Raw genomic sequence first — 19,189 nt, 5'->3', positions numbered from 1 at the left:
GAACGCTCGGACATCGAGGCGGAGGCGACGGAGATGTACGCACCCGAGCGGCAGCAGGAGATCCTCCGGCTCGCTCGTGACGGCGGCCGCGTGGACGTGGTGTCGCTGGCCGAGGAGTTCCAGGTCACGGCGGAGACCATCCGCCGGGACCTGAAGGCCCTCGACCGCGCCGGCCTGGTCCGCAGGGTGCACGGCGGCGCCATCCCGGCCGGCCGCCTCGACTTCGAGCCGGACCTCGCCGAACGCGAGGGGACCTCCACGGACGAGAAGGACCGCATCGCCAAGGCCGCCGTCGCGGAACTGCCGACCGAGGGCACGATGATCCTCGACGCCGGGACGACCGTGGCCCGCCTGGCCGCCGCGATCCCGCTGGAGTCCTCCCTCACCGTCGTCACGCACAGCCTGCCGATCGCCGCCCGCCTCGCGGACCACCCGGGCATCCAGCTCCACCTCGTCGGGGGGCGCGTACGGCACCGCACGCGCGCCGCCGTCGACGCGTGGGCGCTGCGCGCCTACGGCGAGATCCGCGCGGACGTGCTGTTCGTCGCGGCCAACGGCTTCTCCGCCGAGCACGGCCTGACCACCCCCGACCTCGCCGAGGCCGCGGTCAAGCGCGCGGCCGTCGCCGCCGCCCGCCGCGTGGTGCTGCTCGCCGACTCCTCCAAACACGGCCAGGAGCACTTCGCCCGCTTCGGCGACCTGAGCGATGTGGACCTGCTGATCACCGACAGCGGGCTGAGCCGACAAGACGCCGTCGACATCGAGCGCGGCGGCACGGAAGTAGTACGCGCATGATCCTCACCGTCACCCCCAACCCCTCCCTCGACCGCACCTACGAGGTCCCCTCGCTCGACCGCGGCGAGGTCATCCGCGCCACCGGCGAGCGCATGGACCCGGGCGGCAAGGGCGTGAACGTCTCGCGCGCCGTGGCGGCCGCCGGACGGCGCACGGTGGCGGTCCTGCCCCTGGGTGGTGCGCCGGGGGCGCTTGTCGCCGACCTGCTCGACGCGCAGGGCATCGAGGTCGCGCCGGTACCGGTCGCCGGGGCCACCCGCTCCAACATCGCGCTCGCGGAGGCGGACGGGGTGCTCACCAAGATCAACGCGCCGGGTCCCGAACTGTCCGCGGAGGAGCAGGAACTGCTGCTGGAGACGGTGCGCGCGCAGTCGCGCGACGCGGACTGGATCGCGTGCTGCGGGAGCCTGCCGCGGGGCCTCGCGCCGGCGTGGTACGCCGATGTCGTCGCGCGGGCGCACGCCGGGGGCGCGCGGATCGCGCTGGACACCTCGGGGCGTGCGCTCTTGGAGGCGCTGCGCGAGCGGCCCGACGTGGTGAAGCCGAACGCCGAGGAGCTCGCGGAGGCCGTCGGGCGCCCGCTCGCCACGGTGGGCGACGCGGTGAAGGCGGCCGAGGAGTTGCGCGAGATGGGCGCGCGCGCCGTGCTCGCGAGCCTGGGCGCCGACGGACAGCTCCTGGTGGACGGCGCGGGCGCCTGGTTCGGCAGCGCGCGCGTGGACGTCGTACGCAGCAACGTCGGCGCCGGCGACTCGTCCCTGGCCGGCTTCCTGATCGCCGGCGGCAGCGGACCGGAGGCGCTCGCCTCGGCGGTGGCGCACGGCGCGGCGGCCGTCCAACTGCCGGGCAGCGTGATGCCGACGCCCGCCGAGCTGGACCTGGCGGCGGTGACGGTGACCGCCGATGTACCGGTCGACCGCGAGCTGACGGAGCCGGCGTCATGAACGTCCGTGGCGGCTCCGGTTCCTGTGCCGTGGACGTCCGTACCGGGCGAGGTTCTGGTGGCGTGGATGTCCGTAGCGGCCGAGGTTCTGGTGCCGTCGACGTCCGTTGCGGCCGAGGTTCCAGTGCAGTGCACGTCCGTACCGGCCGAGGCTCTGGTGGGCGTCATACGGCCGCCGGGCGGCGAGACTCCCCGTTACTCGCCGCGGCCGACGGGAGGCAGGGCCACCTGAGCCGCCCTGACCTCACCGGGAGGCGGGGTCTCCCCGGCCCCGCCTCCACCGGCCTCGCCTCTACTGGACGTGTCCTGACCGGACCCGCCCGCGCCGGCGGCCCTGAGTTTTCCGCCACCCCCCACGGCACCCCCGTCCCCGTCCCCACCCCCGCCCACTCCCCTCCATGGGCGATACGCGTGCTAAGGAGCCCGCGATGAGCGACATGATCACCGCGGACCTGGTCGATCTCGACCTGTCCGCCGACACCAAGGAAGCGGCGGCGCGTGCCCTCGCCGAACGCATGGTGGCCCTGGGCCGGGTGACCGACCTGGAGGGCTTCCTCGCCGATGTGGCGGCGCGCGAGGCGCAGATGCCGACCGGCCTGGACGGCGGCATCGGCATCCCGCACTGCCGCAGCGAGCACGTCACCGAGCCGACGCTCGGCTTCGGGCGCAGCGCCGCGGGGATCGACTTCGGCGCGCCGGACGGTCCCGCCGACCTGATCTTCCTGATCGCGGCGCCCGCCGGTGCCGACGACGCCCACCTGACGATCCTGTCGTCACTGGCCCGGCAGCTGATGAACGCGGAGTTCACCACCGCGCTGCGGTCGGTGGCGGACGCCTCGGCCGCGGCCGCGCTGATCCGCGGGGACGAGACGCCCGAGGCGGCGGTCGCCGGCGCGGGCACGGGCGCCGCGCAGGGCGCCTCCGAGGACTCCGTGGCGTCGTCGGCGGCGGCCTCCGCCGACGACGCCACGGACAACACCGCCGTCCCGGCAGCGGGCGCGACCGCTTCTGTCGAGGACGCCTCCGTCGAGCGGCTCTTCCGTATCGTCGCCGTCACCTCCTGCCCGACCGGCATCGCCCACACGTACATGGCGGCCGAGTCGCTGGAGAACGCGGGCCGCGAGGCGGGCGTCGAGGTCGTCGTCGAGACGCAGGGCTCGGCCGGCTTCACCCGGCTCGACCCCGGCGTCATCGCGGCGGCGGACGGCGTGATCTTCGCGCACGACGTTCCCGTACGGGAGAAGGAACGGTTCGCCGGCAAGCCCACCGTCGACGTCGGCGTGAAGGCCGGCATCAACCGGCCCGGCGAGCTGATCACCGAGGTGCGCGGCAAGGCGGCGCGCGGTGAGGTGACCGCGGGCGCCGCCTCGGGCGCGGGCACGCCGGTCGAGCGCGCCGGCGACTCCGGCGAGGGCTACGGCACGAAGCTGCGCAAGTGGCTGATGTCCGGCGTGAGTTACATGGTCCCGTTCGTCGCGGCCGGCGGTCTGCTGATCGCCCTCGGGTTCGCGATCGGCGGGTACAAGATCAAGTCGGCGCCCTCGGTGATGGACCACTTCGTCTGGACGCAGACCGACAGCTGGGCCGCCCTGATGTTCCAGATCGGCGCCGTGGCCTTCGGCTTCCTGGTCCCGGTGCTGGCCGGCTACATCGCCTACGGCATGGCGGACCGCCCGGGCCTCGTCCCCGGCTTCGTCGGCGGCATGATCGCCTCCACGATCAACGCGGGCTTCCTCGGCGGCCTGGTGGCCGGTCTGCTGGCCGGTGGCGTGGTGATGGCCATTCAGAAGATCGACATCCCGGCGGTGCTGCGCGGCATCATGCCGGTGGTGGTGATCCCGCTGATCTCCTCGGCGATCGTCGGGTTCCTGATGTTCGTCGTGGTCGGCAAGCCCATCGCCTCCGCACAGAAGGCCATGACCGACTGGCTGAACGGCCTCTCCGGCTCCAACGCCATCCTGCTCGGCGCCCTGCTCGGCCTGATGATGTGCTTCGACCTCGGCGGCCCCGTCAACAAGGTCGCGTACACCTTCGCCACCGCCGGCATCGCCGTCTCCAACCCGAGCGACTCCGCGATGAAGATCATGGCCGCGGTCATGGCCGCCGGCATGGTCCCGCCGCTGGCGATGGCCCTGGCCACCACGGTCCGCGGCAAGCTCTTCACCGAGACCGAGCGCGAGAACGGCAAGGCCGCCTGGGTCCTCGGCGCCTCCTTCATCTCCGAGGGCGCCATCCCGTTCGCCGCCGCCGACCCGCTGCGCGTCATCCCCTCCGCCATGGTGGGCGGCGCGATCACCGGTTCGCTGTCGATGGCCTTCAGCACCACCCTGCGCGCCCCGCACGGCGGCATCTTCGTGGTCCCGCTGATCGGCAACCCCTTCCTCTACCTGATCGCCATCGCGGTCGGCGTGTGCGTCACCACCGCCCTGGTCGTCGTACTGAAGGGCATGCGCAAGCCCGCACCGGGCGCCGTGGGCGCCGGCAAGGCGGACGGCACGGCCACCGCGGCGGCCGAGGCGAAGCAGCCGGTGGCGGCGTAAAGATCCCTTTGTCTCTTTGAGGCGCTGTGAGTGGTTCACGCCACCTGCGAGATACGTCACGGTCCGGGCCCAAGGGTCCGGACCGTGGTGTCTACTGGGCGCATGCCTGATGAGCACGTCCCGGTTCTGCAGTCGATGGGCGCGGCGATACTTCTCCTCACCGCCGCCCTGTGGGTGTTCGCCCTGTACACCTTCGCCCGCCGCGGTTACTTCGGGCCGGGTCCGCGGCTCGTTGTCCGCGGTCCGCGCGCCGTCCTTCCGCGCCGGCGCCAGTCCGCTCCCCACCTGGAGTCGGTCGAACTGACCCCGGCGGAGAGAGCCGCGTTCGCGGGGCTCGTACGACAGCTCAGCGACGGCCGCTGAGGCGCGCGCCGCGGGCGTGCGTAGCTAAGCGCGCGCCGGGGGCGTGTTGACCCATCGCGCGCCGGAGTGCGCGCTGATGTCCGGCGCGGGGGCGCGTGCGGGTGACGAGCGCTGGGCGCCGTCCGTGTGCGCTGCTCAGGAGACCTGAGCCGCCCGCCGCTCCATCGCGTCCCGCGCCGCGTCCTCCGTCGCGTACACCTCGCACATGTGCCGCCCGTCGGGCGTGGCCGTGTGCTCGACCTCCCAGAGGGAGACCTCCTCGCCGTCGCGCAGCAGGAAGGCGTGCTCGTAGAGCGCGAAGCACAGTCCCGCGCGCCGTGCGCGGCAGGGACGCCCGAAGGGCCTGTGTGATCTGATGCGCGAACGCCGTGGTGAGTAACGCGGCCGTCTCCGCGCCCGGCCGGTCGGTGTTTTCGGCGCGGCGCAGGAGCCGGCGCGCGTGGTCGGCCGAGTCGTCCGGCGCGTACGCGTGCCGGGGCGCGGGGACCGGCGACAGGTGCACCGTCACCGGCAATTCGAAGTCGGGGGTGTCCGGCGGCAGGGGCAGGCGCGCGGTGGCGGCGCGCAGCTCCTCCTCGTCGACGTACACCTCGTGCTGGGCGGCGCTGCCCGGCGCGGGATTGTGCACGAGCTCCCACAGCGTGAGTGCCGAGCCGTCGGCCAGCAGCCAGGTGTGCCGGTACGTCTCGCGGTGCAGCCCCGAACTGTGGTGCGCGGAGTGCAGCGAGCTGTCGTGCGCCAGCGCACACTCCAGGCGCTGTATGACCTCGTCCGGCAACTCGAAGGAGTTCAGGGCACGGCCGAGGAGTCGCGCGAGGTGCTCCTCCGGAGACTCGGGCGACTCGGGTGGTTCGTACGCTGCTGTCTCGTACGGAACGCTCAAGGTTTCTCCCGGCGTTGCTGCATGTCACCTTGTGGGTGCATACCGTAGCCCCTCGGTCGGACATCATGTCCGGGAACCGAGAAAACGTGCGCACGGAAAACGAGCGGACCGTGTGAGAAATTCCCACACGGCCCGATGACCTGTCAGAACTCGCTGCTCAGGCGCTCCTTGAGGTGATCATGCGCGCTGTGAGCGATCACGCGGCGCTTCCCGCCACCCACTCGTTCCACGGCAGGTTCCACCCGTTGAGTCCGTTGTCCGGCGCCACCGTCTTGTCGGGGGAGTTCTTGACGATCACGACGTCCCCGACGAGCGAGTTGTCGTAGAACCACTTGGCGTTCGTGGCGCCCTGCGCGCCCTGCGCGTCCGCGAGCCCCACGCAGCCGTGGCTGGTGCCCTCGCGGCCGAAGGGCGGGTTGCCCTTGTTGTACCAGTAGTTGCCGTGGATGAACGTCCCCGACGTCGTCAGTCGCATCGCGTGCGGCACGTCCGGGATGTCGTACTCGCCGCCCAGACCGACCGTCTGGCTGTTCATGCGCGTCTGCACGAACTTCTCCGAGATCACCATCTGCCCGTTGTACGTCGTGTGGTCCGGGCTGCCCGACGATATCGGCAGCGCCTTGAAGGTCTTGCCGTCCCGCACCACCGTCATGGTCTGCGTGTTCACATCGACCGTGGAGACCTGCGAGCGCCCGACGGTGAAGGTGACGGTCTTCTTCTGCACCCCGTAGACGCCGTTCGCGCCCTCGACGCCGTCCAGGTCGATCTTCATGGTGACCTTGGAGCCGGCCTTCCAGTACTCCTCGGGCCGGAAGTCGAGCCGCTGCGAGCCGAACCAGTGCCCGACCACCTTCTGCCCGCTGCTGGAGGTGACCGTGATGTGCGACTGCACGGCCTTCCTGTCGCTGATCACCTTGTCGAAGTCGAACGAAACCGGCATCCCGACCCCGACCGTGGTCCCGTTGTCCGGCGTGTATGTACCGATGAAGCTGTTCGCCGAAGTGACCGTGGTGAAGATGGAGTTGGCGGCCGCCGTACGACCGTTCGAGTCCTTCGCGGTCGCCGAGATCTGGTACTTGGTCCCGCGCTCCAGCTGCTGGTTCGGCTTCCAGGCGCCGCCGTTGCCGGATATGGAACCCGGCACGGCCTGTCCCGTCCCCGCCAGGGTCATCTTCACGGCGGTCAGTCTGCCCCCGCTGACCTTCACCCCTGTCGAGTTGATGGACGCGGCGGTCGAACCGTCCTTCGCCGAGATGGTGATCTTGGCCGTGGACGTCTTGGACGAGCTGTTGCCGGTCTTGCTGTCGCTGTTCGAGTCGGCGTTGGCGTCACCGCCGCAGGCGGTGAGGGTGAGGGCGCCGACCATCAGGACGGCACTTGCCCCCAGTGCGCGCCGCGCTGCCATGTTCGGCGTCTTCACGTGCTGCTCCCGGTTTTCGTGGTGTGCGTGCTCCGCTCCAGTGCGTCGTGAAAGAGGGGGCGGGTGGTCCGGGAGGTTCCCGCCGTACGCCTTGGACGCCGTCACGTGACAGAACCGGGACAATGTGCGGGAGGGGTGTTGTGGCTGGTGGGGGCGCAGGCGCGCGGAGCCGGCGCGCACGGCGCGGTGCCGTGGTGAACTCGGGTGGCGCGCCCGGTGTGTTCGGACGCCGCCGACTCACCGGCTGCCGTACAGCTCCTCGTACGACGGCCACACCCCGCCCGGTCCGTCCACCGACTCCGCGGCGCGCACGGCACACACGATGGCCCGCGCCACCACGTCCGCGCCGGCGGCGAGGATCTCGTTGAGCGCGAGGGGGTGTTCGGCGTCGAGCGGGTGCGCGCCTGTCGCCAGCGCGAACACCGTGTCGCCGTCGTTGAGCAGGTGGACCGGCCGCACGGCGCGCGCGATGCCGTCGTGCGCCGTGCCGGCGAGCTTCTGCGCCTGCGCCTTCGACAGGTCCGCGTCGGTGGCGACCACGGCGAGGGTGGTGTTGAGCGGCGGGAGCCCGTTCCTCGCCGCACACTCGGCGAGACGCCGGCGCGCGGCCTCGTGGACGCCCTCCTCCGGGTACTTCACTCGCCCTTGGAACAACTCCCCGTACAGGACGCCGTTTTGGGGGTCCACCACCGACCCCGCCGCATTGGCCACCACCAGCGCGGCCACAGTGACCCCGGAGCCGAGAACAGCGCTCGCCGTGCCCACCCCGCCCTTCAACGGCCCGACCGCCGCCCCGGTACCGGCGCCCACGCACCCTTCCGGCACGGGCGCACCGAGCGGGCTCTCCGCAGCTGCCTCGACCGCGGCCCGGCCGGTGGCGGCGTCGGGCCGGGCGCGGAAGTCGCCGCCCCGCCCCAGGTCGAAGACGCACGTGGCGGGCACGACCGGCACGACGTGCAGTGGATCCGCTCCGACGCGCACCCCACGCCCCCGCTCCTCCAGCCAGGCCATCACACCGGAAGCCGCGTCGAGCCCGTAGGCGCTGCCGCCGGTCAGGACGACCGCCTCGACCTTCTGCACGAGGTTGCGCGGGTCGAGGGCGTCGGTCTCCTTCGTACCGGGACCGCCGCCGCGCACGTCCACGGCGGCCACCGCGCCGCCTTCCGGGGCGAGGACGACGGTGGTTCCGGTGAGCCAGCCGTCACCGTTGCGCGTTGCGTGGCCCACGCGCACGCCGAGGACGTCGGTCAAAGCGTCAACTGCCATGGACCCAGTGTGGACCGGGTCCATGACGTGAGGGGCTCGTCAGGCGACCGGGCTCGTCGTGCGCTCCCCGCTCGCCCCGGTCGCCCGGCGCTCCCGGGAGAGCATGCGCGCTGTCAAGGTCACGCCGGTCGCCACCGCGAGCCCCGACACGATGCCGGCGGCGAGCACCGCCCAATCGCCCAGGAAAGTGCAGGCGATCACGAGGAGGGCCGTCACGGGCAGCACCAGCTGCTGCGCGATGCCCACCTTGAAGTAGCGGGAATGCAGCGCCCACACCGTGAGCAGATACAGCGCCGTCGGCAGGGTCACCGCGGCCGAGGCGGCCAGTGTGGAGATGTGCGCCTTGCCGACCGCCTGCTCCACCGCCACCTCCAGTCCGGCGCCGATCGCTGCCGCCGAGGCGAAGATCAGGTAGTGGCCGTAACCCCAGAGGAACGCCTGCCCACTGGTGCGCAGGCGTCCGTGGATCGGCACGACGAAGTAGATCCACCAGGCGGCGAAGACGATGAGCAGGCCGCCCGCCGCGATCGGCAGCAGCTCGCCCAGCGCGTCGTGCTCGTCCACGCCCGACTTCACGGCGACCGTGGCGGCGGCGATGGTCTCGCCGAGCACGATGATGGTGAACAGCCCGTAGCGCTCGGCGATGTGGTGCGGGTGCCAGGCCGTGGTGGACGCCTTTTCCGCGTACAGCGGCACGCACAGCTCGGCGATGACCATCACCAGGAAGACCCAGGGACGGGCCGGCTCGGGCAGCAGGACCAGCCCGAGCCAGCCGACCATGCAGAGCAGGATGCCGCCCGCGTACCGGAGGGCGGTGGTTCTTTCCGCGCCTTCCGCGGATCTCGCCGCTCGCAGCCACTGCGCGGCCATTGCCAGCCGCATGATCAGGTAGCCGAGCCAGACCACCGTGTAGTCGTGGTCTTCGAAGGCCCGCGAGATCCCGGCGGCCAGCACGAGGACGCCGCCGATCTGCACGAGAGTGACGACCCGGTAGAGGGCGTCGTCGTTGTCGTAGGCCGAGGCGAACCAGGTGAAGTTCATCCAGGCCCACCAGATGGCGAAGAACTGCATCGCGTAGCTCATGATGCCGTTGCCCGCGTGCCCATCGGCCACGGCGTGCACCAGGCCGACGCCCGCCTGGGCGATGGCCACGACGAAGCACAGGTCGAAGAAGAGCTCGAGCGGTGAAGCGACACGATGTGCCTCGTCCCGGCCGCGCGCGGTGAGCCGGCGCAGCGGTCTGTGGCGTTCGTGCGCGCCGGAGGGCGCCGGGGGAGGAGTGGCACTGGACGTCATGGACCCAAGCACACCAGATAACCTGCCGAAATTCTTGTGAAGCGTTTCACAAGCGGTCCCGGTCCTAAGGTCCCGTCGAAAATGCCAGGTCAGCGCCTTTCGCCGACCTTCTGATCGATAATCGATAGGACCTTTGGACCGAGATCGGGGACCAACGCAACTCCCTGAGGCGCCCGCGTCGGCGTGCAATGGAGCCGTACCCACGAAGCGATGCGGAAGGTCTCGGCCATGACTGCCACTCCTGCGGAAACCACCCCGGTCACCCCTGCCGAGGAGACGCCGCGCGAACCGTCCTCGCAAGGAGACGCCTGGAAGGGCTTCCGCGGCGGCCTGTGGCGTGACACCGTCGACGTCCGCGACTTCGTCCAGCACAACTACGCCCCCTACGAAGGCGACGGTTCCTTCCTCGCCGGCCCCACGGAGCGCACCAGCATGGTCTGGAAGAAGCTCCTCGGGATGTTCCCGACCGAGATCGAGCGCGGCATCTACGACGTCGACACCAAGACCCCCTCGCGCATCGACGCCTTCGCCCCCGGATACATCGACCGCGACCTCGACGTCATCGTCGGCCTGCAGACCGACGCCCCGCTCAAGCGTGCCATCATGCCCAACGGCGGCTGGCGCATGGTCGAGGCCGCCCTGAAGGCCTACGGGTACGAGCCCGACGCGGCCGTCCGGGAGATCTACACCAAGCTCCGCAAGACGCACAACGACGGGGTCTTCGACGCCTACACCTCCGAGATCCGGGCCTGCCGCTCCTCCGGCATCATCACCGGCCTGCCCGACGCATACGGCCGCGGCCGCATCATCGGCGACTACCGTCGCGTCCCCCTCTACGGCGTGGACCGGCTCATCGTCGCGAAGCGAGCGGACAAACTCGCAGTCGAAGCTCTCTGGCCGAGTGCGGAGGTCATCCAGGAACGCGAGGAAATTTCCGAGCAGATCCGCGCCCTCGAAGAACTCAAGGTCATGGCCCTCTCCTACGGCCACGACGTCTCCGGCCCCGCCCGCACCGGCCGCGAGGCGGTCCAGTGGCTCTACTTCGCCTACCTCGCCGCCGTCAAGGAGCAGAACGGCGCCGCCATGTCGATCGGACGCATCGACGCCTTCCTCGACATCTACCTCCAGCGGGACGTCGAGGCCGGCCTGCTCACCGAGTCCGAGGCCCAGGAGATCATCGACGACTTCGTCATCAAGCTCCGCATCGTGCGCTTCCTGCGCACCCCCGAGTACAACGAGCTCTACTCCGGCGACCCCACCTGGGTCACCTGGTCCATGGGCGGCATCGGTACCGACGGGCGCCCCCTGGTCACCCGCACCACCTTCCGCGCCCTCAACACGCTCTACAACCTCGGTCCGGCTCCTGAGCCCAACCTGACCGTCTTCTGGTCCCCGCGCCTGCCGGAGGCCTTCAAGAAGTACGCCTCCCAGGTCGCCATCGACACCAGCGCCCTGCAGTTCGAGTCCGACGACCTCATGCGCCCCAAGTACGGTGACGACACCGCCATCGCCTGCTGCGTCTCCGCGATGGCCATGGGCAAGCAGATGCAGTTCTTCGGCGCCCGCGTCAACGTCGCCAAGGCCCTCCTCTACGCCATCAACGGCGGCCGCGACGAGAAGTCCGGCAAGACGGTCGTCGAGGGCTTCGAACCGATCACCGATGACTACCTCGACTACGACACCGTCCTCGCCCGCTACGACGCCATGCTCGGCTGGCTCGCCAAGACCTACGTGCACGCGCTCAACGTCATCCACTACATGCACGACAAGTACGCCTACGAGCGCCTCGAGATGGCCCTGCACGACCGGGCGATCCTGCGCACCATGGCCTGCGGCATCGCCGGCCTGTCCGTCGCGGCCGACTCGCTGTCCGCCATCAAGCACGCACGCGTGAAGGTCGTGCGGGACGAGACGGGCCTGGCCGTCGACTACGTCATCGAGGGCGACTACCCGGCGTACGGCAACAACGACGACCGGGCCGACGACCTCGCCCGCTGGATCGTCCACGACTTCATGGAGAAGGTCCGCCGTCACCCGACGTACCGCGACGCGGTGCACACCCAGTCGGTCCTGACGATCACCTCGAACGTCGTCTACGGCAAGAAGACCGGCAACACTCCCGACGGCCGCCGCGCGGGCACTCCCTTCGCGCCCGGCGCCAACCCCATGAACGGCCGTGACGAGCACGGCTACATCGCCTCGGCGCTCTCCGTCGCCAAGCTCCCGTACGACGACGCGGAGGACGGCATCTCGCTGACCAACACCATCACCCCGGACGCCCTGGGGCGCACCCCCGAGGAGCGCGTCGACAACCTCTCCGGCGTCCTGGACGGGTTCGTGGCCGACGACGGCTTCCACATGAACGTCAACGTCCTCGACCGGGCGACCCTGGAGGACGCGATGGAGCACCCCGAGAAGTACCCGCAGCTGACCATCCGGGTCTCCGGCTACGCGGTCAACTTCGTCCGCCTCACCCGTGAACAGCAGCTCGACGTCATCAACCGCACCTTCCACGGCTCGCTCTGAGGAGCAAGGACGATGACTCCGCTTCTTCCTACGGCGTCGGTTCTGCCGACGCCGGCCTGCGGGCCCGTTCCCGCGGCGGCCACTCCGGCCGCCGCGGCGACCCGGCGCGAGGTGGTCGGCTCGGTCCACTCGTGGGACCTGTCGACCGGTGTCGACGGCCCCGGCACCCGCTTCGTCACCTTCCTGTCGGGCTGCCCGCTGACCTGCCTGTACTGCCACAACCCCGACACCTGGCGGATGCGCGACGGCAAGCGCACCACGGCCGACGAGATCGTCGCCGAGGCCCGCAAGTACACGCGGTTCATCGCTGCCGCCGGCGGCGGGGCGACCATCAGTGGGGGCGAGCCCCTGCTCCAGCCCGTCTTCACCGGCGAACTGCTCAACCGGTTCAAGCACGAACTCGGCCTGCACACCGCGCTCGACACCTCGGGATTCCTCGGCGTCCGCGCCACCGACGCCCTGCTGAGGGACACCGACCTGGTCCTGCTCGACATCAAGTCCTGGGACCCCGCCACCTACCGCAAGGTCACCGGCCGCCCCCTGCAGCCGACCCTCGTCTTCGCCCGGCGTCTGGCAGACCTCGGCAAGGAGGTTCACGTCCGCTTCGTGCTCGTGCCCGGTCTCACCGACGACCCGGCCAACGTGGACGGTGTCGCCGCCTTCGCCGCCTCGCTCGGCAACGTCACGCGCGTCGACGTCCTGCCCTTCCACAAGCTCGGGGAGGCCAAGTGGCAGGCGCTGGGCCGCCCCTTCGTCCTGCACGACACACCCGCCCCGACCGCCGAACAGACCGCTGCGGCCAGGAGCATCTTCGAGTCCCATGGACTGCGCGCCGTCTGAACCGTCCGGACGGCGCCTGCCCCCTGGGCCGTACCCTGGAGGCATGACCTCCGCCCCCGCCCCCGAGCCGCGCGCCCCCAAGCCCGCGTTGATCTTCGACGATCCGCTGGACCACCAGTCCTCGGACGACACGGACCGCGGCTGGGGCGAGCGGCCCGCCGCCGAGAACGACAGCGCGGCCGACCTGAAGCGCTTCCTCGACGAGAAGCCGCCCCACCACCTCTGAACCGCGCCGAGAATCGTCCGCCGGCCCCAGCGGGCCGCCGCCGCTACCTGCCGTCGTGCCCGGCCCCACGCTGCGCGACAAGCGCGTTGCGGATCTCCTTGAGCACCTCCAGCTCGGTCACCTCGATGACCTCGTGCGTGCCCTCCCTGGCCTTCCTGCGGGCCTCCTGCCGCGCCAGGTACTTCGACATCGGCAGCACCATCAGGAAGTAGACGACCGCCGCGGTGATCACGAAGGTCAGGGTGGCGCCGAGGACGGACCCCCACATGATCGGAATGCCGCTCTTCACCGTGCCGTCCGCGGCCACCTGGCACGGAGGCTTCAGACACGAGGTGTAGCTGTCGAGATTCTTCGTCCCGATCGCCCCGACCACCGGGTTGATGATCCCCTTCACCAACGTGTTGACGATGTTGGTGAAGGCGGCGCCGATGACGACCGCCACTGCCAGGTCCACGACGTTCCCGCGCATCAGGAAGGCCTTGAAGCCCTGCCAGACGCTCGGTTCCCTCTTCTCGATCACCTACGGGCCTCTTCTCGCATGCACAGGTTGAAGAACGAACAGCTCCGCAACCTACGTCAACACTCGGCCGTCCTGTCCAATCAGGTAGCGCCGACGACGGACTTGACAGGAGTTTCCGCAGGATACGCACAGTGTGGTTCAGCACAGCGTCACCGCCAGGCGGGCCGTCGCGCCCGCGCCGGCCAGGCGGGCCGCGGTGGCCCTGGGAACCGACAGCACCACCAACGCCCCGTTCCCGGGATCGTCGTCCAGCGGCTCCGGAACCCTGGTAACCCGCGCCCCGCGCGCGACCACCCGGGCGTCACCCCCGGTGGCCGTCTCGCGGGCTGCGATGACGTCCACCCGGTCGCCCGGCCGCAGCAGCCGGACGGCGGCGGTGTCGGCGATACGGACCGGCGCGGCCACGACCTCGACGGCGCGGTGCTTTCGTACGGGCTCCGCCACCGGATGCCCCCGCGTCTGCTCGGTGGCACGCGGGCCCGCGGCCACCAGCGCCGCCGCGGTCACGGCGAGGCCGGCCGCGACGGCGCGCCTGCGGTGCCGTACGAGGCGTTGCAACTGGTACCGCCCGCCGCGCACCCGCACGGGAGCGAAGTGCGGCACCTCGCACGTGGCGGGCACGTCGGTTCCGGGCGGCCGCGAGGAGGAGGGGGAGGGGTACGGGGGCGGGAGGGGAAGGGACATGCGGGATCACCACCTGCGTCGGGGAATCGGCTTGCAGGCCCACGATGGGGCCTTGCGCCGATCCCCGCCGAGACCGGTGGACTACCGACGAGTTGTGGATAACTCCCTCACCCGAACGGGAGGTTCCGCCACCTCGAACGCTCTTCCCCGCGCCCTTCCCGGCGCCGCGTCACGGCAGGTCGAACCCAGGATTCATGCCGCCCAGCGCCTTGGTGCACAGGCAGTCGCGGTCCTCGTTCGCCGGCAGCCCGGCCACGGCGTCGAACAGCACACCGCGCAGCCGGTCCACGTTCGCGGCGAAGACCTGCAACACCTCGTCGTGCGACACGCCTTCGCCGGTCTCCGCACCCGCGTCGAGGTCGGTGACCAAGGTCATCGAGGTGTAGCAAAGCTCCAGTTCACGGGCGAGCGCCGCCTCCGGGTGGCCGGTCATGCCCACCACCGACCAGCCCTGGGCCTGGTGCCACAACGATTCGGCACGCGTCGAGAAGCGCGGCCCCTCGACCACGACCAGCGTGCCTCCGTCCACCGGCTCCCAGTCCCGGCCGCGTGCGGCCTTCAACGCGGTCGCACGCCCGACGGGGCAGTAGGGGTCGGCCAGCGACACGTGCACCACGTTCGGTACGTCGCCACCGGGCAGCGGCAGCCCGTCGAAGTAGGTGGCGAGGCGGGACTTCGTACGGTCGACCAGCTGATCCGGCACGAGCAGGGTGCCCGGGCCGTACTCGGGACGCAGACCGCCCACCGCGCACGGACCCAGTACCTGACGGACACCGACCGACCGCAGGGCCCACAGGTTGGCCCGGTAGTTGATCCGGTGCGGGGGCAGGTGGTGACCGCGGCCGTGGCGGGGCAGGAAGGCGACCCGTCGCCCGGCGACCTCGCCGAGGAAGAGGGAGTCGCTGGGAGGCCCGTACGGGGTGTCCACCTGGACCTCGGTCACATCCTCGAGGAATGAGTAGAAGCCCGAGCCGCCGATTACACCGATCTCTGCGTTCACCATGGTCAGCACAGTATCCGGCGCCGGCCTCGCGCGGAGAGGGGCTCCGGAAACACCGACGGGCCCCGGAAACACCGACGACCCCGCCGTCGTACGACGGCAGGGTCCAGTGCGTGTGTCCTACGCCGCGGAGCTGCTGCTCGAGGAGGTGTTCGTCCCCGAGGACTTCGAGTCCGAGGACGACGAAGACGGGGTAGAGGTGGACGTCGACGGCTTGGACGATGCCGGCGAGCTGCTCGACGAGGAGCCGCGGCTGTCGTTGCGGTAGAAGCCCGAGCCCTTGAAGACAATGCCGACCGCGGAGAACACCTTCTTCAGGCGGCCACCGCAGTTGGGGCACTCGGTCAGGGCGTCATCGGTGAACTTCTGCACCGCCTCGAGGCCCTCGCCGCACTCGGTGCACTGGTACTGATAGGTGGGCACTGTCTCCTCCTGGCACTCTCACTCAATGAGTGCTAACGGGTGTCCATAGTGACGTATTCCTGAGGATCAGTCCACCGTCATCGGCATGCGGTGACCGACGCCACGTGCCACGGTCCGGCTCCGGGGCCGTGAGACCAGGCGCGAACGCAGGGCCACCAGGGTCGCCAGGGCGAGGACCGTACCGGCCATCGGCACCAGGAAACCTGCGCCGTCCCAGAACCGGTCCTCCAACTGACCGGCGACGGTCACGGCCGCCGCCTGGCCGAGCGCCACCGCGCCGGTCAGCCAGGTGAACGCCTCGGTGCGGGCCCCGGCCGGGACCAGTCCCTCGACCAGCGTGTAGCCGGTGATCAGCGCCGGCGCGATGCACATGCCGACGAGCAGACCCAGACCGGCCAGGACGAGCACCGAGTGCGCGGCCCACAGACCGGAGGCCGCGAGCGCGAGCGCGCCGTACCCGACGACGAGGCGCCGCTGCGGGGCCACCTTCCAGGCGACCGCGCCGCACACGATGCCGGAGAGCATGTTGCCCGCGGCGAAGACGCCGTACAGGACGCCGTTCAGGCCGGGCTCGCCGATCGACTCGCTGAAGGCGGCCAGCGACACCTGCATCCCGCCGAAGACGGAACCGATGCCGAGGAAGACCGCGATGAGGACGCGCACACCGGGGACGCGCAGCGCGGAAACGTGCTCCACGCGCGAGTGCCCGGCGGGGGTGACAGTGGGCTGGGTGCCCTTCTGCGCGGCGAACAGCAGGCCGCCGAGCAGGGTGAGCGCCGCCTCCGTGACCAGACCCGCCGCCGGGTCGACGGCGGTGCACAGAGCGGTGGCCAGCAGCGGGCCGAAGACGAAGGTCAGCTCGTCCGTGACGGACTCGAAGGCGGCCGCGGTGGTCATCAGGGGCGTGCCCTGCAGCTTCACGCCCCACCGGGCGCGCACCATGGGCCCGACCTGCGGCACCGAGGCGCCCGTGGGCACGGCCGCCGCGAACAGTGCCCACAGCGGCGCGTGGGCCAGCGCGAGCGCCGTCAGGGTCAGGCCGGACAGAGCGTGCAGCAGCACTCCGGGGACCAGTACGGCGCGCTGCCCGTAGCGGTCCGCGAGACGGCCGCTGTAGGGCGCGAAGAGCGCCATGGAGACACCGGTGACGGCCGCCGCGGCGCCTGCCGCGCCGTACGAGCCGGTGGTGTGCTGCACGAGCAGCACGATGGAGATGGTGAGCATCGCGAACGGCTGACGCGCCGCGAAACCGGGGAGCAGGAACGTCCAGGCGCCTCGGGTGCGCAGCAGTTGCCCGTATCCGGGGCGGGAGGAAGCCGGCGAGTTCGACGGCTCGGTGGTGACCGTGGACGCCACGGCCCGTGCCTTTCTGCCGCCTGGTAGCGCGCCCGTGCGGGGGCGCCGAGAGCTGTCCTCTTGCGCGGACTGCGGTAGATGCCGGCGCCCGCAGTGGAGGGCAGCCCGACCGCCATACGGTCGCGCCAGCTCTGCGTCAGGCAGAGTTGGTTCGATCAAGGTGTGCCTTCATCTTACAAGGATCAACCAGCGGCGCGCCTGTGAAAGCGAGCACCATGGGCCGGGCGCACCTGTGATTGGCGGGGGTGTGAACCGTACGAAACGCTCCCTTAACGGCGCGCACGCTGTATTGCGCGCCGTGCACGCCCCCCGCTCCGCGCCCCGCCCCCAGTGCCCCGCGCCCACCCCTGCACCCAGCACCCCGCGCCCCCAGCACCCCGCGCCCCCAGCACCCCGCGCTCGTGCCCGCGCCCCGCGCTCAGCGCTCCGTACCCGCCCCGTTCGTCCCCAGCCACCCCGCCAGCTTGCCCCCGTGTCCGACGGCGCGCAGGCGCTTCTCCGCGGCGTCGCGGACCGGGTCCGTGGCGACGACAAGGAGCTCGTCCCCTTTGCGCAGCACTGTCGTCGGCAGGGGGACAAACGATTTTCCGTCGCGCACGACGAGGGTGACGGCGGCGCCGGCGGGCATCCGCAGCTCGTTGACCTCGACGCCGTGCATCTTCGAGCCCTCGGGGATGACGACGGACAGCAGATGCCCGCGCAGCCGCTCCAGAGGGGCGGACTCGATGCCCAGGTCGGCGGCTTCGCCGCTGCCGCCCAGGTGGAGCTGGCGGGCGAGCCAGGGCAGCGTCGGGCCCTGGATCAGGGTGTAGACGACGACCAGCACGAAGACGATGTTGAAGATGCGGCGGCTGGCGTCGACACCCTCCACCATCGGGATCGTCGCCAGGATGATGGGCACCGCGCCGCGCAGCCCGGCCCAGGACATCAGGGCCTGCTCCTGCCAGGGCACCCGGAACGGCGTGAGGCACAGCACCACGCTCAGGGGGCGCGCGACCATGGTGAGCACCAGGCCGATGACGAGCGCGGGCACCACGTCGTCGCCCAGTTCGTGCGGTGTGACCAGAAGGCCGAGCAGGACGAACATGCCGATCTGGGCGATCCAGCCGAGCCCGTCGGCGAAACCGCGCGTGGCCGGCCAGTGCGGCAGCTTGGCGTTGCCCATGACCATCGAGGCGAGATAGACGCCCAGGAAGCCGCTGCCGTGCGCCAGCGCGCCGCCCGCGTACGCCGTGACGGCGATCGCCATGACTGCGATCGGATACAGGCCGGAGGCGGGCAGGGCCACGTGCCGCAGGCCCCAGGCGCCGAGCCAGCCCACCGCGAGGCCGATGGCCGCGCCGATGGCCAGTTCGAGCGCTATCTCGCCCAGCAGTACGTACCAGTGCTCCACCGGTCCCGCCGTGGAGAAGGCCACCACCAGGATGACGACGGGGGCGTCGTTGAAGCCGGACTCGGCTTCCAAGGTGCCCGTCACGCGCGTGGGAAGGGGTATTTTCCGCAGCACCGAGAACACCGCCGCCGCGTCCGTCGAGGAGACGACCGCCCCGACGATGAGTGCCTGCCGCCACTCCAGCCCGATCAGATAGTGAGCCGCCGACGCCGTGACCCCGACGCTCACCCCGACCCCCGCCAGTGCCAGCGCGGAGGCGGCCGGCAGGGCCGGCTTGACCTCCTTCCACTTCGTGCCGAGACCGCCCTCGGCCAGGATCACCACGAGAGCGGCGTACCCGATGACCTGGGTCAGCTCGGTGTTGTCGAAGTGGATGTCGCCGATGCCGTCCTGGCCCATGAGGACCCCGATCCCCAGGTAGACGAGCAGGCTGGGGAGCCCGCTGCGCGAGGAGATCCGGACCGCTGCCACGGCGACGAGCAGGACGAGCGAGCAGACGAGCAGAAGCTGGTTGAGGTGGTGGACAGTCAGCGGCCGTTCCCTTCCCCGGCTCACGCGCATCGTGCGCGGGAGCTCTCGTACATAGGACACGAAGTCGTGGAACCCCGCATCCAAGTACTTCGTTACCTTACCTAACTCTTGACGATTTCTTGACGCTCGCCGAGGCAAGATCGAACACCGGCCGGCTCTCGTTCCCGACTCCGCGTCAAGGGGC

The 19,189-nt window shown here is 70.8% G+C and carries 16 protein-coding genes and 1 pseudogene; 7 read left to right on the top strand and 10 right to left on the bottom strand.

Annotated features, from left to right (window positions below; all coding sequences use genetic code 11):
• The first annotated feature begins 33 nt into the window (after positions 1-33).
• The 4 genes from LN251_RS11205 to LN251_RS11190 all read left to right on the top strand — a co-directional run bounded on the left by LN251_RS11205 (position 34) and on the right by LN251_RS11190 (position 4,641).
• The gene (locus LN251_RS11205; protein WP_458244298.1) at positions 34-795 is read left to right on the top strand and encodes a DeoR/GlpR family DNA-binding transcription regulator; all 762 of its coding nucleotides are present in this window, start codon (positions 34-36) and stop codon (positions 793-795) included.
• Positions 792-1,739 (top strand): 1-phosphofructokinase, encoded by a 948-nt coding sequence (pfkB, locus tag LN251_RS11200; RefSeq protein WP_458244297.1) that lies wholly within the window; start codon positions 792-794, stop codon positions 1,737-1,739. The genes LN251_RS11205 and pfkB overlap by 4 nt, the downstream gene beginning before the upstream one ends.
• 427 nt (positions 1,740-2,166) lie before the next feature.
• The gene (locus tag LN251_RS11195) at positions 2,167-4,278 is read left to right on the top strand and encodes a PTS fructose transporter subunit IIABC (protein ID WP_458244296.1); all 2,112 of its coding nucleotides are present in this window, start codon (positions 2,167-2,169) and stop codon (positions 4,276-4,278) included.
• Positions 4,279-4,380: 102 nt separating this feature from the next.
• Entirely contained in the window at positions 4,381-4,641 is a 261-nt protein-coding gene (locus LN251_RS11190) for a hypothetical protein (RefSeq protein ID WP_458244295.1), read from the top strand.
• Between the two features lie 135 nt (positions 4,642-4,776).
• Here LN251_RS11190 and LN251_RS11185 read toward each other — a convergent pair.
• From LN251_RS11185 to LN251_RS11170, 4 genes and pseudogenes are all read right to left on the bottom strand, one after another.
• Positions 4,777-5,524 (bottom strand): annotated as a pseudogene (locus LN251_RS11185) (DUF6227 family protein).
• Between the two features lie 196 nt (positions 5,525-5,720).
• Entirely contained in the window at positions 5,721-6,890 is a 1,170-nt protein-coding gene (locus LN251_RS11180; protein WP_458246702.1) for a L,D-transpeptidase, read from the bottom strand.
• A gap of 291 nt (positions 6,891-7,181) precedes the next feature.
• Complete coding sequence (locus LN251_RS11175; protein ID WP_458244294.1) at positions 7,182-8,210, bottom strand: P1 family peptidase; 1,029 nt, start codon at positions 8,208-8,210, stop codon at positions 7,182-7,184.
• A gap of 39 nt (positions 8,211-8,249) precedes the next feature.
• Positions 8,250-9,506, bottom strand: coding sequence for a low temperature requirement protein A (locus tag LN251_RS11170; protein WP_458244293.1), 1,257 nt, complete (start codon positions 9,504-9,506; stop codon positions 8,250-8,252).
• Positions 9,507-9,734: 228 nt separating this feature from the next.
• Here LN251_RS11170 and pflB point away from each other — a divergent pair, with 228 nt between their 5' ends.
• From pflB to LN251_RS11155, 3 genes are read left to right on the top strand one after another with little or no spacing between them, the layout of a single operon-like run.
• On the top strand, positions 9,735-12,032 hold the full coding sequence (pflB, locus tag LN251_RS11165) for a formate C-acetyltransferase (protein WP_458244292.1): 2,298 nt from the start codon (positions 9,735-9,737) through the stop codon (positions 12,030-12,032).
• A gap of 12 nt (positions 12,033-12,044) precedes the next feature.
• Entirely contained in the window at positions 12,045-12,872 is an 828-nt protein-coding gene (gene pflA / locus LN251_RS11160) for a pyruvate formate-lyase-activating protein (protein WP_249838205.1), read from the top strand.
• Positions 12,873-12,915: 43 nt separating this feature from the next.
• A complete protein-coding gene (locus tag LN251_RS11155) occupies positions 12,916-13,098 on the top strand; it encodes a hypothetical protein (RefSeq protein ID WP_458244291.1) in 183 nt (60 codons plus the stop codon).
• 43 nt (positions 13,099-13,141) lie between these two features.
• Here LN251_RS11155 and mscL read toward each other — a convergent pair whose 3' ends face one another.
• The 6 genes from mscL to LN251_RS11125 form a co-directional block, all read right to left on the bottom strand.
• Positions 13,142-13,618: a large conductance mechanosensitive channel protein MscL gene (gene mscL / locus LN251_RS11150; RefSeq protein WP_458244290.1), complete on the bottom strand. Its 477-nt coding sequence runs from the start codon at positions 13,616-13,618 to the stop codon at positions 13,142-13,144.
• 138 nt (positions 13,619-13,756) lie between these two features.
• Positions 13,757-14,302 carry a hypothetical protein gene (locus tag LN251_RS11145; protein ID WP_458244289.1) on the bottom strand — a complete coding sequence of 182 codons (546 nt, stop codon included), beginning with the start codon at positions 14,300-14,302 and terminating at the stop codon, positions 13,757-13,759.
• Between the two features lie 169 nt (positions 14,303-14,471).
• On the bottom strand, positions 14,472-15,305 hold the full coding sequence (locus LN251_RS11140) for an S-methyl-5'-thioadenosine phosphorylase (RefSeq protein WP_458244288.1): 834 nt from the start codon (positions 15,303-15,305) through the stop codon (positions 14,472-14,474).
• Between the two features lie 117 nt (positions 15,306-15,422).
• Entirely contained in the window at positions 15,423-15,725 is a 303-nt protein-coding gene (locus tag LN251_RS11135; protein ID WP_079078103.1) for an FmdB family zinc ribbon protein, read from the bottom strand.
• 66 nt (positions 15,726-15,791) lie between these two features.
• Positions 15,792-17,081, bottom strand: a complete 1,290-nt coding sequence (locus tag LN251_RS11130) for an MFS transporter (protein ID WP_458244287.1) — start codon at positions 17,079-17,081, stop codon at positions 15,792-15,794.
• A gap of 418 nt (positions 17,082-17,499) precedes the next feature.
• Positions 17,500-19,035 carry a potassium/proton antiporter gene (locus tag LN251_RS11125; RefSeq protein ID WP_458246701.1) on the bottom strand — a complete coding sequence of 512 codons (1,536 nt, stop codon included), beginning with the start codon at positions 19,033-19,035 and terminating at the stop codon, positions 17,500-17,502.
• Positions 19,036-19,189: the final 154 nt, after the last annotated feature.

The sequence above is a fragment of the Streptomyces sp. MAI_2237 genome (assembly GCF_054189285.1).
Note: the sequence above shows the minus strand (reverse complement) of the source record. Positions and strands in the feature narration are given on the sequence as shown.